This window comes from Armatimonadota bacterium (assembly GCA_020354555.1).
In the GTDB taxonomy this organism is placed as follows: Bacteria; Armatimonadota; Hebobacteria.
In genome coordinates this window covers 1572755-1588310 of sequence record CP070648.1, presented here as the reverse complement: position 1 = coordinate 1588310, position 15556 = coordinate 1572755, and the positions used below count along the sequence as shown (strand labels likewise).

The 15556-nt window shown below is 65.9% G+C and carries 11 protein-coding genes; 10 read left to right on the top strand and 1 reads right to left on the bottom strand.

The window, feature by feature from the left end; genetic code table 11:
* Positions 1 to 12 precede the first annotated feature (12 nt).
* Entirely contained in the window at positions 13 to 2190 is a 2178-nt protein-coding gene (gene pcrA, locus JSV65_06430; protein UCH36713.1) for a DNA helicase PcrA, read from the bottom strand.
* 276 nt (positions 2191 to 2466) lie between these two features.
* Between pcrA and JSV65_06425 the strand changes: the two genes are divergently transcribed.
* The 10 genes from JSV65_06425 to JSV65_06380 form a co-directional block, all read left to right on the top strand.
* Positions 2467 to 4272, top strand: coding sequence for a hypothetical protein (locus tag JSV65_06425; GenBank protein UCH35984.1), 1806 nt, complete (start codon positions 2467 to 2469; stop codon positions 4270 to 4272).
* Positions 4273 to 5111: 839 nt separating this feature from the next.
* Positions 5112 to 5762, top strand: a complete 651-nt coding sequence (locus JSV65_06420; protein UCH35983.1) for a hypothetical protein — start codon at positions 5112 to 5114, stop codon at positions 5760 to 5762.
* 3 nt (positions 5763 to 5765) lie between these two features.
* Complete coding sequence (locus JSV65_06415; GenBank protein ID UCH35982.1) at positions 5766 to 7118, top strand: WD40 repeat domain-containing protein; 1353 nt, start codon at positions 5766 to 5768, stop codon at positions 7116 to 7118.
* Between the two features lie 6 nt (positions 7119 to 7124).
* Positions 7125 to 8474 (top strand): PD40 domain-containing protein, encoded by a 1350-nt coding sequence (locus tag JSV65_06410; GenBank protein UCH35981.1) that lies wholly within the window; start codon positions 7125 to 7127, stop codon positions 8472 to 8474.
* Positions 8475 to 8524: 50 nt separating this feature from the next.
* The gene (locus JSV65_06405) at positions 8525 to 9703 is read left to right on the top strand and encodes a metallophosphoesterase family protein (GenBank protein ID UCH35980.1); all 1179 of its coding nucleotides are present in this window, start codon (positions 8525 to 8527) and stop codon (positions 9701 to 9703) included.
* Positions 9704 to 9803: 100 nt separating this feature from the next.
* Complete coding sequence (gene ligA / locus JSV65_06400) at positions 9804 to 11834, top strand: NAD-dependent DNA ligase LigA (GenBank protein ID UCH35979.1); 2031 nt, start codon at positions 9804 to 9806, stop codon at positions 11832 to 11834.
* 146 nt (positions 11835 to 11980) lie between these two features.
* A complete protein-coding gene (locus JSV65_06395) occupies positions 11981 to 12733 on the top strand; it encodes a sugar phosphate isomerase/epimerase (protein UCH35978.1) in 753 nt (250 codons plus the stop codon).
* Between the two features lie 170 nt (positions 12734 to 12903).
* On the top strand, positions 12904 to 14844 hold the full coding sequence (locus JSV65_06390) for an alkaline phosphatase family protein (GenBank protein UCH35977.1): 1941 nt from the start codon (positions 12904 to 12906) through the stop codon (positions 14842 to 14844).
* Positions 14845 to 14904: 60 nt separating this feature from the next.
* Positions 14905 to 15246: a VanZ family protein gene (locus tag JSV65_06385; GenBank protein ID UCH36712.1), complete on the top strand. Its 342-nt coding sequence runs from the start codon at positions 14905 to 14907 to the stop codon at positions 15244 to 15246.
* A gap of 66 nt (positions 15247 to 15312) precedes the next feature.
* Positions 15313 to 15556, top strand: a 244-nt coding sequence (locus tag JSV65_06380) for a hypothetical protein (protein UCH35976.1), incomplete at its 3' end; no start/stop codon positions are given.

The following is a 15556-nucleotide window of genomic DNA, read 5'->3' as shown; positions in this document are numbered from 1 at the left end:
GCACGGCATGGCCTAGTTCACCTTCTGTAGATTCGTGTACTCGAGGTCGAGCTTCTTCACGCCCTGCTTCGGAACCGCGACCGTCACGCGAGCCTTGCCGTCCCTCAACTCAGAGCTGACTACCATGCCCTCGCCAAATGTCTCGTGGCGCACCTTGTCGCCGGGCTTGAAGGCCGCCTCCGAGCCGCCCCGGTCGGCCACTATCCGGCGCGCCTCCTCCACCCCCGCACTGTCGGCTGACGCCCAGGTGACCGCCCGTGGGCGCGGCGCAAGCGCCCCTTCGATCAGTTCATCGGGGACATCCCCGAGAAACCGCGACGGCGCCGTCGGCCGCCCCACGCCGTACATGAAGCGGTGACCGGCGAGCGTCAGGTACAGCCGCTCCTTCGCGCGCGTGATCCCGACATAACACAGCCGCCGCTCCTCTTCGAGTTCGCTCGGGTTGTCGCTCTCGATCGCCCGCGACAGGGGAAACAGCCCTTCCTCCATGCCGACCATGAACACGACCGGGAACTCGAGCCCCTTCGCGCTGTGCAGCGTCATCAGCGGAACCGCGTCCACGCCTTCCTCGAGTTCATCCTGTTCGCTGAGCAAAGCCACTTGCTCCAGGAAACCGGCGGCCGTGGGGTTCTCGCCTTGCGACTCGTATTCCTCGGTCGCGGACAGCAGTTCCTGGACGTTCTCGACGCGCGCGCGCGCCTTGATCGTGCCCTCTTCTTCGAGCCATCGCCGATACCCGGTACGCTCGACGATGTCAGCCACCAGGTTGGTGAGGGAGGCAGAAGCGGCGCGCTCCATGAGTTCCGCCATGAGGACGCCGAAGGCCGCCACCGCATCCTGCGAGCGCGGCGGCAGGTCGAGGTGCTTCGCATTGAGCGCGACCTGTAAGAGATCCATGTTTCGCTCGCGCGCGACGGATTCCAGGTGCTGAAGAGTGACGTCGCCGATGCCCCGCGGCGGCGTGTTGATGATACGCCTCAGGCTGACGCTGTCGAACGGGTTGATGATGACGCGCAGGTAGGCCAGGACGTCCTTGATCTCCTTGCGCTCGTAGAAGCGCAGGCCGCCGACGATGCGATAGGGGATGCCGAGGCTGATGAGCACCTTCTCGAATACGCGGGACTGCGCGTTGATGCGATAGAGGATTGCGAAATCCGGGAGCCGCCGGTGCTCCGTCTCCATCATCTCTTCGATGGTGTTGGCGACGAAGACGGCCTCCTGGTGCTCGTCGGCCGCCTGATAGAGCACGATCGGCGCGCCGGCCGGCTGCTCGGTCCACAGGCGCTTGGGTTTGCGCGACAGATTGCGCGAGATAACGTGGAAAGCGGCCTCGAGGATATTCGGCGTCGAGCGGTAGTTCTGCTCGAGCTTGACGACCTCCGCGTTGGGATAGTCCTTCTCGAACTCGAGGATGATGCGCATGTCGGCGCCGCGCCAGCCGTAGATAGACTGGTCGTCATCACCGACCACGGCAAGGTTGCGGTGCTTCCCCGCCAGCTTCTTGACGAACTGATACTGTGCGAAGTTGATGTCCTGGAACTCGTCCACCAGGACGTGCAGGAACTTCTCCTGGTAATTGGCGAGCACGTCCGGGTACTCGTCGAACAGGCGCACGGCAAACATGATGAGATCATCGAAGTCCAAGGCATTGTTCTCACGCAGGCGTTGCTGATAGAGCATGTACGCCTGGGCGACGGTGCGCTCGTACACGGTGTTCGCGGTGCGCTGGTACTCGCGCGCGCTGATCAGCTCGTTCTTCGCGTTGCTGATGGTGTTGAGCACGCGCCCCGGCGGCGTGATCTCAGGGTTAATCTCGAGATCCTTGAGCACCTCCTTCATCAGCGTCATCTGGTCGGATTCGTCGAAGATGGCGAAGTTGCCCTCGCGCTCGAGGCGCTCGATGTGGTCGCGCAGGATGCGCGCGCAGATGCTGTGGAAGGTGCCGACCCATGCGCCCCAGCGCAGGCCGCTGACGAGCCGCGCGATGCGCTCCTTCATCTCGCCCGCCGCCTTGTTGGTGAACGTGACCGCGAGGATGCGCTCGGCGGGGATGCCGCGGGCCTGTATCAGATGCGCCATGCGGTGGGTGAGCACGCGCGTCTTGCCGCTGCCCGCGCCGGCGAAGATGAGCAGCGGCCCATCACCGTGCTCCACCGCCTCGCGCTGGGGGTCGTTCAGGGCGTGGAGGATTCTCGATCTGGGGGTAGCTCGCGCCACGGCAGCATCCGTCCGAGAGCGGCCGCCGACGCCCCCTGGCGACCCCACGGTCGCGGCGTGAGCCGCGAGAACAGAGGAATCCGCCCCAGGGGTCCGCTTGCGGCGCCCGGTACTGCAATGAGTCTATCAGAAAACCTGGGGCCGGTCAAAAAGAAATCAGCCCGCGACGGGGAAAATAGAATGACGCCCTGCCGGAGCCCCCGTGTCGGAGACGCCGCCTCCGGCAGGCCGCGTGCCGAAAGGATCGCCGTGTCAAAGATCGCAGCACTAGTATTTGCCGCAGCACTCCTCTTCGGCGCCGTTGGCGCCTCAGCAGCCGGCCTCAGCACCCTGGACTTCACGTTCGAGGTCTTGACCGGCACGGAACCGGCGGGCGCGGTCAATCTCAATGGCGCGCGGCTCATGACCATTCGCGGCGGCGGCTGGGCCAGCGCAAGCGCGGCCAAGGCGGCCGCGGAGGCGCTCCACGCCGCGTTGATGGATGGAATCCGCCCTGAGGCGATCACGGTCGAGAAAGCAGAGGGCGGTTACGCCATCAACGCCGGCACGCGACGCGTGCTGCTCGTTGACGGCGCCATGGCTTCCGCCATGAAGTCGTCCCGCGACGGCCTCGCCGAGGAATGGGCGAAGGGCATCCGCCAAGCCCTGGCCGGGCCATACATCACGGTGCCGGTGGACTCCCAGATCGTCCCCTTCGGCGAGCGGCGGGTCATTCCCGTGCAGGGCAAGTGGGAGAAGCTTTCCGTGTCAGCTGAAGGTCAGACAGTGCGTGCCGAATTGGACGCCGTGGCCAACACGCTGGCCCTCATGGGCCTGGCGGTGGGGGAGGTGCAGGTCATTCTAGATGCCGGCGGCCCGAAGCTGGTGCTGCCGGTGCGGGTCATGAAGTACGCGGGGCGAGTGGCGGCGGCTGTGGATGCCGTGGTCACCGGACGGATCACGCCGGAGTGGGTCATTAAGCGCGCCGCATCGGCGGCAGTGTACTACTCGGTCGAGCCGGAGCCGGGGGCGTGGGCCGAGATCTCCGGGATCCTTTCGAACGCGCCGCAGTTGACTCCGGGCGGCCTGGCGACCGTGACGATGCAGGTGACGGTGCAGGGGGAGGGCTATCTGCCGCTGCGGGCGACGCCGGAGGTGCGCGTGGTCAATCAGGCGATCCCGACCGCGCCGGCTGAGGTGCTCATGGTGAGCAATCGCCCTGAGCGCTTGCCGTCGTACGGCCAGTGGTACGCGGGCCGCGTGCCGACGGGCCACCCCGCGCGGCTGCTCTACCACCACGTCAACGCCGCCGGCCGCGACGGCGAACTCGCCGTCGAGCTGACGAACGTCTCAGATCACCCGGTTCAGGTTCAGATCGTCGAGGCGAGCGGCGGACCGAGCCGGGATGAGCTGTTCGTCGGCCATAAGGCCGCGCGCGATTTCCTGCGGCGGCAGGCGGATGATGTGGGATACGTCGTCGCCATCCCCGGCGGATGCACCTACACTGCCATCGCACAGGGGGTCAAGCCGAGCCACGTCATCAGCGGTCTGGTGGAGGTGCGCGTGATCGGCGAAGGGGAACTCCGGGTCGCGGTGCGCCTGCGGCCTCCGTCGTCGGATATCGTGACCCCAGTTGCGGCGACCCCTCCCGACCGGCTGTCCACGTGGGTCTTCACCGAACCGCACAAGGAAATCAAGGCCAGCTACCGCGTCGGCTCGCACTGGGCATTTGCCACGATCGGCGATAAGCAAGTGCTGAGTTCGACCGGGCGTGAACTCCTCGATGGCGACTATGGCGTGTTCTACGACATCACCTTCGACGTCGAGAACCCGACCGATCAACCCGGCCATGTGGAGCTGGCGCTGATGCCTGGGGGCGGGCTGGCCAGGGGCATCGTGATGATTGACGGCCACATCCACGAGACCGGCCTCCTGCGCTACGGCCAAACCGAGCGAGTATTCTCCTTTACGGTTCCCGCCTCCGGCCGCCGCGAGGTGCGAGTCCGCACAATGCCGCAGGCGGGCAGCAACTACCCCGTCAAGCTCGTCATGCGCCCGAAAGGCGTGTGGGACTGACGCCGCGTGGTAGGACAACCGTCCGCGGTTGCCGCTAGGTGCGCGTCCGACACTCCTGTACGCGTGCATCGTTGGGCGCCGCCCCAGCTCTCCAGCCGCAGGAATCCCCTTGACCTCACGCGAATCTCTCAACCATGGGGAGGCCGGCCGTGGACCGCCGCTCTGGAGAACGCGGTATGGGTACGTCCAAGCCTGTTCGGCGAGAGCCGCACCAGCGTCGCGCCGGGGGCCGCCGCTTCGCTGGATGCGCAATGGGACTCGCTGTCTTAGCTGTCCTCGCGGGGCTCGGACTCTGCGCCGTTCTCTGGCTGGCCACTCCTCGACTCGCGCCCGCCACTGAGGCCTCACTTCCGCAGCCTGGTGGAACCCTTCATCAGGTGACTTCCTCCGATGTCTATTCTCTCTCCTGGTCAAGCGACGGCAGGCGACTGGCCCTCACCGTGGAGGCTACAGACAACGCGTGGCGGTACATGGGTCTTCTGACGTGGTATGGAATTCGGAGGGCAAGCAAGGCCGATCCCTTTCCACCCCGGTTCTCTTATCTCGCGCGTGTCGGCACAGACGGAGAGGATCCGCAGGCGTTCCGCATGCCGGGCCGCTGGTCGTGCAATTGGGCACTGTGGCAGCCCGCAGGTGGGCAATTGGCGGTTAGCGCCGACAGACTCGCGGTCTCCAGGGATGGCCTTGATATCACCTCCGGGGCCTGGCTGTTCGACGTGGACCAGCGTCGCTTCTCCCAATTGGCGTCGTGTGGGAATCCGATATCCTGGTCACCCGATGGGCTGACGATGCTCTGCTCCTATGCGCAACCGGGGGGCGGCGCCCACGGATACCGATGTGTGAACCGCGCAGGCACGGAGTTCGATCTGCCGACGCCGCCGAAACCAAGTTGGATATCCCGCCCTCGCTGGTCACCGAGTTCACGGCTCCTCGCATTCAGGTACTACGCCGGGCATAGGACATCAAATGGGCGCTCCCGGGAGAAACGCGAAGGCGCAATCTGGATCGTTGACCTCGAGACGCGCAAACCGAGGCTCATCGGCGTGGGAGAAGCGGAGCGATTGGTGTGGTTGAGCGACGGCCGCCTCATCGCCATACACTCGCAGCGCGATAAAGGCGGTCCGGCCACCACGCGAATGGGCGCTGTGAGCGTCGAAAAGGCGCGGATCGAGTGGTTTCCATGGCAGTTGCCGTACGTCTGCGCCGCGGCGGATGAGGCCGGCGGACGTATCGTACTGAAGCTCACGTCCGGGGTCGCACAAAGAGATGGCCTAGTTCGTCTCGACCTTTGGGAGCTGCGGCTCTCCGACGGAAGCCTGCGGAGGCTGACTGACCTCGGCTTCGTGCGGGGATGGCGCCTCTCGCCATCGGGCGACCAAGTCGCGCTGATCGACGTCCCAGCGCTGCCCGGCTTGTGGATCCTCGACATCGAGCCAAGCCTGGACCTGGCCCAGCAACAGGAATCCGGCCGCGGCCCGGTTGCGGAGTAAGTCATGGACGACCCGACGGACGCCGCCCAAAGAGACAACACCCCCCGACCGGCACGCCAGCCGGAGGCGGACGGCATCCCCTCCCGTCGCCTGCGGATCTTTGTCACGGTCGTCCTCGCTGCGTACGCCGTCTGCCTGTTCGTCGCCGGATTCCTGGTCGTGCGCGCGATCTACACGCCTCGGCCGATACCGCGAGCTGACGCCGGACCGATTCAGCAGCCCGGCGGAACGCTGCGACAGATCGCGGCGCGGGAGGTCGGAATTGACGCGACCTGGTCCGCCGACGGCACGCAAGTAGTCTTCGACTTCTACGACGACCGTGTGTGGCGGGACGTCATGGATATGCTCTCGGGTCGCCTGCCCATGCGGAAGTACCTCGCGGTCACGGAAACTGATGGTGAGAGTCGTCATGCGTACGAACTCGCGCGCGGTATCAGCCCGTGGCGCGCCCTGTGGAGGCCGGGAACTTCCACGCTTGCCGTATCGGTGACTGAATGGAAACGCGACGGCGCAGAGGCGTCATACGACAACGCGATAAGGCTGTTTGATCTCCCCGAGGGTCGTCTCTCAGGCCGCATCTACTCCGGCGACAACTGGCTCGTCTCCTGGTCGCCGGACGGCAGGCTGCTGCTGTGCATGGGCGGCGGGTCCGGTCAGGACCGGCGCTACTGGCTGCTGCGGGTGGCCGACCGTCGCACGGTGGACATCGCGCTCCCGGAGAAGCCTGCTTATACGCGACTACCGTGCTGGTCGCCGGACTCGCGCTCCCTCGCTTTCGGCTGGCTCCCGAAGGAGCGAGCGAAGGGCGACCTCAACCCCGTCCATGGCCTATGGATCGCAGACGCCGACACAGGCCAGGCGAGCCTCCAGCCCGTTGATTTCTACAGGACATTCGCCTGGCTTCCGGACGGACGCATGCTCCTGGCGCGCTCGCGCCGCGACGATCCCTGGCGCCCACTCACCAACTTCGGATTCCTGGGTCCGGGCGCGGACACCGTGGAGTGGCTGCCGACAAGCGTACCGGGCATCTGCCTCGAGTTGGAGCACGCAAACGGGCGCACGGTCGTAGACCTCTCCGGGCCTTCGATCAAAGAGCGCCAATGGGTATCGGATCTCTACGAACTCACGCTGCCGGACTGCGCCGTCCGGCGGCTCACTGACCTCGACCTCTGCGGCACGTGGCAGTTGTCGCCGCGCGGCGATCGAGTCCTGATTGGGTCGATCGGCCCACGAGAAGAGTTGTCACGAGACGACAGACGCGCCAAGGCTTTGCCGCGCGGCATCTGGGTGCTCGACATCGACCCGCGCGGCAAAGCGCCGGGACGCGATGACCGCAGCGCGCCCGAAGCGAGGTAGCCCACGATGGACGAACGCGACGCAACGCCAAACGCCGATTCCGATGCACCTCATCTTCGCACCGGGCAACCGAGGCAGCGGCGCCGACGGCTGCTGTGGATAGTGCTGCTAACCGTGCTCGGCGTTGTCACCGTGGCCTTCTGGGCTCTTGTTTTCGTCGGCATCCGCGCGCTGTCCCATTCCTCCAAGGAGCCGGTGATCCCCATTGCGCCCATCGAGCAGCCCGGCGGCATCTTGCGCCGCGTGGTCGGCCCGGACGTCGCGTCGGAGGCAACGTGGACCGCGGACGGCCTCCACGTCGTCTTCGAGTCCTACGACATCGACTTCGTCCGCGAGTTTCGCCGAGCGCTCAGAGGCCAGCAGTCGGTCGCACAGATCGCCGTCGTGGATGTCGCGACCGGTGAGCAGCGCCTGTATGCCATGCCCGCCGACGTCGTCATGTTCGGTGCCATCCTTCAGCGTCCGCGCAGCCGCGAGTTCGCTTGCTGCACATCCCGAGTGCGCCTTCGTGACCTGATCGGGGGCGAGAAGCTGCCCGATATCTGGGTCTTCGACCTTGCGCGGGGAGAGTTCCGGAAGAAAGCCACGTTCCGACTGCCCGACCGCGCGGCGAAGTCCGGGGGCACCGATCTGTCCCTGGAGTCCTGGGCTCCTGACGGCAGAACCCTTCTGTGCAGCGTCGCCGATGAGAACTTCGACACGGCCGGCTACTGGCTCGTGCGGCGATCCGACGGGCGCGCTACCGAAGTATCGCTGCCCCGTAAACCGGAGGTGGCGGCGGAGCCGCGCTGGTCCCCGGATTCCCGGACGCTCGCCCTCGCGTGGGAGCCGGGAGGGGATTCCGAGGACGACAACCCGGCCCGCGGCCTGTGGCTCGTCGAGCCGGAGACCGGCAACGGACATATCGTTCGTCTCGATCCGTTCTCGGTCTTCACGTGGCTCCCTAACGGCCGGGTGCTCGTGTGCTGCGAACAAGGCGCGGGCGAGTTGAAGGAGACGAGGTTCGGCGTCTCGCCCGTCCGCGATGGCGAGACCGAATGGCTGCCCCGCGTCGTGGCGAGCACCGCGTTCGATATCCAACACGCCGGAGGCCGCACCGTCGTCGAGTTGTATTTCTCGCCCGGTGGCGACGAGTGGCTCTTCGATCTGTACGAGGTGACCCTGACCGACGGCGCGACGCGACGCCTCACGAAACTGGACGTGGTCGACTGGTCATTGTCGCCCACAGGGGATCGAATCCTGCTGGACGTGTTCGAAAGTTCAGTCGACTTGCCGGCCGGCATCTATGTGCTCGATATCGGACCTGTCGCCGCGCAGCCGTCCCCGCAGAGAGGAGCCCGCGCCTCCGGCGGGTAAGACTAGAACTAGAGAGTGTTTGAACCACTCGCTCTTTCACGGAGAGAACCATGATTTCCAGACTTCTCAAGACGCACCTCGTATTTGTCGCAATCGCTTTGACTGCCGCGCTTGCGTCAGCCGCCGCCGCGCAGCAGGCAGGCTCTATCGCTATCGGGCCTTACGTCCAGAATGTCTCCGAGGACTCGGCAACAATCTGCTGGGCCACCATTGACGGCGAGGCGACCTACGCGCCGGCCGCGGGCGACGCGCAAACCGTGCGCGCCTACAACCACCATTCGATCTGGCTGCGCCGCCTCGAGCCGGGCACGACCTACACCTACGACGTCATCGGCGACGGCACCGACGCCGGCAAGGGCTCCTTCACCACCTTCCCCGACGGCGAGCATCCCTTCATGTTCGTCGCTTTCGGCGACACGCGCTCCCGCCACGACGTGCACCGCCAGATCGTCGAGCGCGTTATCGCCGAGAAGCCGGCGCTCGTCTTCAACACCGGCGACCTGGTTAGCGACGGGCGCGACATCTCCCACTGGGAGGCCTTCTTCGAAGTGAGCGGACATCTTATGCGCAGTGTCCCGTACTATCCGGCACTCGGCAACCACGAGAACGACGCGCGGCACTACTTCGACTTCTTCGCGCTGCCAGGCAACGAGCGCTACTATTCCTTCAATCGCGGCGCCGTGCATTTCGTCGTGTTCGACACCGCCGGCCTGGAGATCCCCGAAACCAACCAGGCAGTAACGGAGGAACAGGAAAAGCGTTTCGAGCAGTACTTGCGGGCGTACTACGAGAGACAGCTCGAATGGCTTAGGGATGATCTGGCCGGTCACGCTGACGCGAAGTACGTCTTCGCGTTCTTCCACCATCCGCTCTACAGCGTCAGGGCGTCGCGGGTGGAGGGCGCGAAGGAAGTACGCGAGATGTTCGGCAGCGTCTTCAAGGACTACAACGTCTCGGCGGTCTTCACGGGCCACGATCATTACTATCACCGCGCGGTCGCGGACGGCGTTCAGTTCGTCACCACCGGCGGCGGCGGCGCGCCGCTCTACGACACCGACGCCCCGCAGCCGGAAAGCGTGAAGTACGCGAAGATCGAGCACTACGTGCGCGTTGATGTCGGCCCGGACAAGGTCGCCGCGCGCGTCGTTGACATCAACGGCGAGACGATAGACGAGTTCGAGGTCGCGCCGCGCCCGGCTCCTGCCGAACCATCGGGCGGCGAGGAATAGGGCTCGCCTGCGCGGCGACTCCCACAGGCGACCGTAGGATTGCGGCCGCGGGCGCCGAATAGCGGTACCGTGCTGCTTTTCCAAACGGAGGTCTGAAGCGGTGCCCGCCGAGAAGGACAGCCCGGCAGCGCGCGCGCAGGAACTGCGCCGCGAGATCAACCACCATAACTACCGTTACTACGTCCTCGACCAGCCGGAGATCTCCGACGCTGGGTTCGACCGCCTCATGCGCGAACTGGAGCGGATCGAGGCCGCGCATCCCGAGCTGATTACGCCGGACTCCCCGACACAGCGCGTCGGGGCCGCCCCCGCCGAGGAACTCGGCACCGTCGAGCATCGCACGCCCATGCTCAGCCTCGGCAACGCCTTCGGCACCGACGAACTCGTCGCGTTCGACCGCCGCGTCAAGCGCATGCTCGACATGCCCGAGGCGGCGCCTATCGCCTACGTCGCCGAACTGAAGGTGGATGGCCTCGCGGTGAGCCTGACCTACGAGGGCGGCGTCCTCACCATCGGCGCCACGCGCGGCGACGGCGTGCACGGCGAGGACATCACCCAGAACCTGCGCACGATCAACACAATCCCTCTCCGCCTGCTCGACGCAGCGGGCGCGCCGCGGCTGCTCGAAGTGCGCGGCGAGGTCTTCCTGTCCCACGAAGAATTCAAACGCATCAACGATGAGCGCGCGGCGTCGGGCGAGGCGCTGTTCGCCAACCCGCGCAACGCTGCCGCCGGATCGGTGCGGCAGCTCGACAGCCGTATCACCGCAGGCCGCAACCTGGACATGATCGCGCACGGCCTGGGCGTCGCTGAGGAGCGGTCGTTCGAGACGCACTGGGATCGCCTTGAGTTCCTGCGCGCGTGCGGCTTCAAGGTGAGCCCCCATGCCCAGGTGTGCGACACCGTGGATGAGTTGATCGTCTTCTGCGACCACTGGGGCGAGAGCAAGCACGAATTGCCCTACGAGATTGACGGCGTCGTCGCGAAGGTCAACTCGGCTGAGCTTCAGGAACGGCTGGGCTACGTCTCGCGCAGCCCGCGCTGGGCTGTGGCTTACAAGTATCCGCCCGAGGAAGCGACGACCGTCGTGCGCGACATCATCGTCTCCGTCGGCCGCACCGGCGCCATGACGCCGGTGGCGATCATGGATCCCGTCACCGTGAGCGGATCCACCGTCAGCCGCGCGGTCCTTCACAACGAGGACGAGGTACGACGCAAGGACGTGCGCGTCGGCGACACCGTCATCATCCACAAAGCCGGCGAAGTCATCCCGGAACTCGTCTCGGTGGTGACGAGCAAGCGCACGGGCAAAGAGAAGCCGTTCCATATGCCAAAGAAATGCCCGGTGTGCGGCTCTGACGCGGAGCGGCTGCCCGACGAGGCGGTGACGCGCTGCACCGGGATCGCGTGTCCCGCGCAGCTCAAGCAGCGCATCTTTTTCTTCGGCTCGCGCGGCGCCATGGATATCGAGGGGATGGGGGAGGTGCTCGTTGACCAGTTGGTCGAGCGGGGCCTGGTCAAAGATCCCGCCGACATCTACTTCCTGACCCAGGAGCAGGTAGCGTCCCTCGACCGCATGGCTGAGAAGTCCGCGTCCAACGTCATTGCGGCCATCGAGGGCAGCAAGCGGCGCCCGCTCAATCGCCTGCTCCGGGCCCTCGGCATCCCGCACGTCGGCGGCACCGTCGCCGACGTCGTCGCGGCCAGCTTCGCCGGCCTCGAGGAGATCCGGAAGGCATCCGTCGAGGAACTGTCGGACATCGAAGGCATCGGGCCCGTGATCGCGGAGAGCATCGCCGTGTTCTTCCGACAAGAGCAAACCAAGGTCCTGATGAAGAAGTTGCGCAAGGCCGGCGTCGTGCCCGAGCCCCGCGCGCAGTCGCCGCCGGTGACGGAAGGCCCGCTCGTCGGCAAGAGCGTCGTCTTCACCGGCGAGCTGTCCGGTTACACGCGCGAGGAAGCGGAGGAACTAGTGCGGCGCCTGGGCGGCCGCGCCACTTCGAGCGTGAGCAAGAAGACGGACTACGTCGTCGTCGGCGAGAACCCCGGCTCGAAGCACGACAAGGCACAGCAGCTCGGCGTCACCATCCTCGACGAGGACGGCTTCCGCAGGCTGGTCAAGCGGTCCTAGCGCCCCACGCTTCCGCGATCGGAAACCGCATAGCCCTGCCAAGGGCGCCGTGCGTCCGGCTGTGCGTTCCACATGGGGCGCGGCGAGCAGGAGATACCGGCCCGCGGCAGAATCTACCCGCGTTCGATTATCACGAGGAGGTCTTCATGAGCACACCCAGGGTTGGACTTCAGCTCATCATTTACGGCTCGCGCCCCACGGAGGATCCGACGGGCGTTATAAGTGAAATCACGCAGGCGGGCTATGACGGCATCGAGGGCCCGAACCTGTTTCAGCTCGGCGATCCGCAGAGCGTCAAGGCGTTGATCTCGCAGAGCGGCCTCGCCATCGCGGGCATGCACAGCGGCTTCGCGGACGCCGCATCCGCCGAACGCACCGACGCCAACATCGCCTACCTCAAGGAGATGGGCGCGCGCTATCTCATCTGCTCCGGCGTCGCCGAAGGCGAGGGCATCGAGCGCTACGAGAAAGCCGCGCCGGTGTTCAACGAGGCCGGCCGCAAATGCAAGGACGCCGGGATGGTCTTCTGCTATCACAATCACAACTGGGAGTTCGAGGAGTTCGGCGGCGTCAAGGGCATCCACCGCCTGGCCGAGCTGACCGACCCGGATCTCGTCAAGCTCTGCATTGACGTGTACTGGGTACACATCGGCGGCGAGCAGCCCGCCGAGTTCATTGCGCGCTACGCGAACCGCGCGCCGTATTACCACTTCAAGGACGGCGCGCCCGGTGAGTTCAAGGAGCTGGGGCAAGGCGAGGTGGACCTGAAGGCGGCGGTCAAAGCTGCCCTCGCCACCGACCCCGAGTGGATTGTCTGCGAGCAGGACCGCACCGACAAGGATGTCATGCAGTCCATCACCGAGAGCCGCGCATATCTGCGCGATGCACTCGGGTTGTAGGGGGCGGTGCGTCCGGCGATGCGGTGAATCGGGTAACGTTTGCAGGGCGAGCAAGCGCAGGCTGCTCGCCCTTATCCATGCCCGCGGTGAGCCCCTCCCGTGGCCGACGAGGAAAAGCCGCCCCTGCCCCGAACACCTCAGTCATACGTGCACGACCGGAGGAATCCCTGATGCCTGCTCCCAAACGCCCGCAGAAGCTCGTTCTCATCGGACTCGACGCCCCTATCGTGGAGACGGTCGAGCGGTATGCCGCCGAGGGGTTGATCCCGAACATAAGAGGACTGATTGACGGCGGAACCCTGTGTGTCAACGCCCTGGCGCCGCTGCCCACGATTACGCCGCCGAACTGGACGACCATCGTCACCGGGGCATGGGACGGAACTCACGGCATTACGTGCTTTCACGTCCACAATCCGGGCGATCCGCTCGACCAGCTGCACCAGGCGTTCACCACCGAGGACTGCCGGGCGGAGTACCTGTGGAACGCAGCCGAGCGCGCGGACAAGCGCAGCATTATTGTCAACTACCCGACGACCCACCCATCAACACTCGAGCACGGCCTACAGGTCGCCGGTCACGGCCTGAGCGTGAATGAATGGCGCTTCGGCCCGACCCATGCCGATCCCGCCAGTGTCGCCTCGGATTTCATCGTCGCGACCGAGGAACTCCCCGGCGCCGCTATCCAGATCGCGTTGAGCGAGGCCCAGGGGTGGGCCAATCTTCCTGCGCACAAACGGGCGCTGGAAGCCGAACTGGTCATGAGCAAGTACCGCAAGCCGCTGCACCCCGTCGAGCCGAAGACATGGCACCTGTGTGTCCTCGACCATGGTAATGGGTTCGAGCGGCTCATCGTGGCGCCGGCGCAAGACGCGTCCGCCGCGCTGTGCTCTCTCTCCGTCGGCGAATGGAGCGATACGCTGGCCGACACATTCCACACCGAAGCCGGCCCCAAAGAAGCCGTGTTCAGGGCGAAGCTGTTGCGCCTGGCCTCCGACGGCAGCGATCTGCGCCTGTACTTCACGCCGCTGTGCGACCGGCGATTCTACACCCATCCCGAAGACCTCAGCGGACGGCTGCGCGATCTCGATGGCCTGCCGCTGCCCGGCGGCGGCTTTGAGGCATACAACCTGGGATGGATTGACGCCGCGACTTACGTCGAGGTCACCGAGCTGCAGGTCAATTGGTACGCCGCCTGCGCCGAGAAGCTCATGCGCGACGAGCCCTGGGACTTGTACTTCATGCACGCGCACGCGCCGGACTGGATGTACCACGCGATCGCGACTAAGGCGGATCCGGCGACCAACCCGAACCCCGACCAGCGCGCCGAGTGCGAGCAGATCATCCGCGGCACTTACAGCGCACTCGATCGCATGATCGGCCGCATCCTCGCCGCGGCGGGCGACGACGTGCTCACCGTCATCGTATCGGACCACGGCGCCAAGGCGACGGGCCGACCGCTGCCGGTGGCGAAGATCCTTCAGGACGCCGGCCTGATGGTCATGAAGGACAGCGAAGGGGCCAAGATCGTGGACTGGTCAAAGACTCGCGCCGTCGCCCAGCGCTCGTGCTATGTCTACGTCAACCTGAAGGGGCGCGATCCGCAGGGCATCGTCGAGCCGGGCGAGGAGTACGAACAGGTGCGCGAGGCAATCATCCAGGCGCTGCTCGCATATCGCGATCCCGAGAGCGGACAGCGAGGCGTCACCCTTGCTCTGCGGCGCGAGGATGCGCGCACGATGGGCTTGTACGGTGACGTCGTCGGCGACGTGGTGTACGCAGTCGAGCCCGGGTTCGGCGGACAGCACGGGCAGCAGCTCACGACTGTCAGGTTCAGCCAGGGCTCGATCCAGCCGCTCCTCATATTCCACGGCCCCGGCATCAAGCGCGGTTGTCGCCTCGAGCGCAATGCGTGGCTCACCGACGTCGTGCCGACGGTGTGCCACCTGATGCAGCTTCCCATGCCGCGCGACGCGGAAGGCGCCGTGCTCTATCAGGCCCTGGAGTCGCCCGACGCCAATGCCGAGGAACTGGCGGCTGTGCGGCGCAACTACGAGAAGCTGCAGGAAGCCTATGAGAAGGGCCAGGCATTAACACATACCTACAACCAGTGACCACCGCGGAGTGATGCAGGCGTGAAGACGGTGATTCGATGGCTGCCGGCCGCGGCGTGGATGGCGGTCATATTCTGGTTGTCGAGCGAGTCGTCACCGGTTCCGGGCGGCTTCGATGTACCGGACAAGGTCGCACACTTCGGCGCGTACGCGATCCTCGGCAGCCTGGTGTGGTGGGCCGCCGCGCCCGCGGGCCTTGCCCCCGCTGCTGCGCTGGCCATCGTGATCGCCGGGCTTTACGGGGCCTCCGACGAGATCCACCAGCGGTTCGTGCCCGGGCGATTCGCCGATCTGGCGGACTGGTTCGCCGACGTTGCAGGCGCTGTCGCCGCCGCCGTCATTCTCACGGTCGTCGCTCGGCGCCGGCGCCCGCCGTCCGGGGTCAGTCGGCGCCGACACTAGCCGAGCGCCGCACGAAAGGAGGATTTTGCTTCGCGTGCGGCGTAACTTGTGCCAGCGGACACGGGGATGGCGCAAAACACCACCTCTCAAACGCAGCCGATGCGCCTCGTGAAATGGCGCGTGCACCTGGCGCGCCGTCAACCGTGGCGCGCGGTGGCCTCCTGTGCGTTCATCGCAGCGAGCGCCGCCGTCGCTTATTTCCTCTGGCTTCATCCCCTCGCGGCCGCCGTCACCGGCCTCTTGGTCTTTGCGGCGGTCGCCGAGTTTCTGCTGCCCATTACCTACCGAATCGACGCCGAGGGCGTCTCGT

Bases quoted from the DNA above. Each gene is read 5' to 3' on its own strand.
- JSV65_06415 (UCH35982.1), top strand. From the start codon at position 5,766: ATGGACGACCCGACGGACGCCGCCCAAAGAGACAACACCCCCCGACCG.
- JSV65_06410 (UCH35981.1), top strand. From the start codon at position 7,125: ATGGACGAACGCGACGCAACGCCAAACGCCGATTCCGATGCACCTCAT.
- JSV65_06405 (UCH35980.1), top strand. From the start codon at position 8,525: ATGATTTCCAGACTTCTCAAGACGCACCTCGTATTTGTCGCAATCGCT.
- JSV65_06395 (UCH35978.1), top strand. From the start codon at position 11,981: ATGAGCACACCCAGGGTTGGACTTCAGCTCATCATTTACGGCTCGCGC.
- JSV65_06390 (UCH35977.1), top strand. From the start codon at position 12,904: ATGCCTGCTCCCAAACGCCCGCAGAAGCTCGTTCTCATCGGACTCGAC.
- JSV65_06385 (UCH36712.1), top strand. From the start codon at position 14,905: ATGGCGGTCATATTCTGGTTGTCGAGCGAGTCGTCACCGGTTCCGGGC.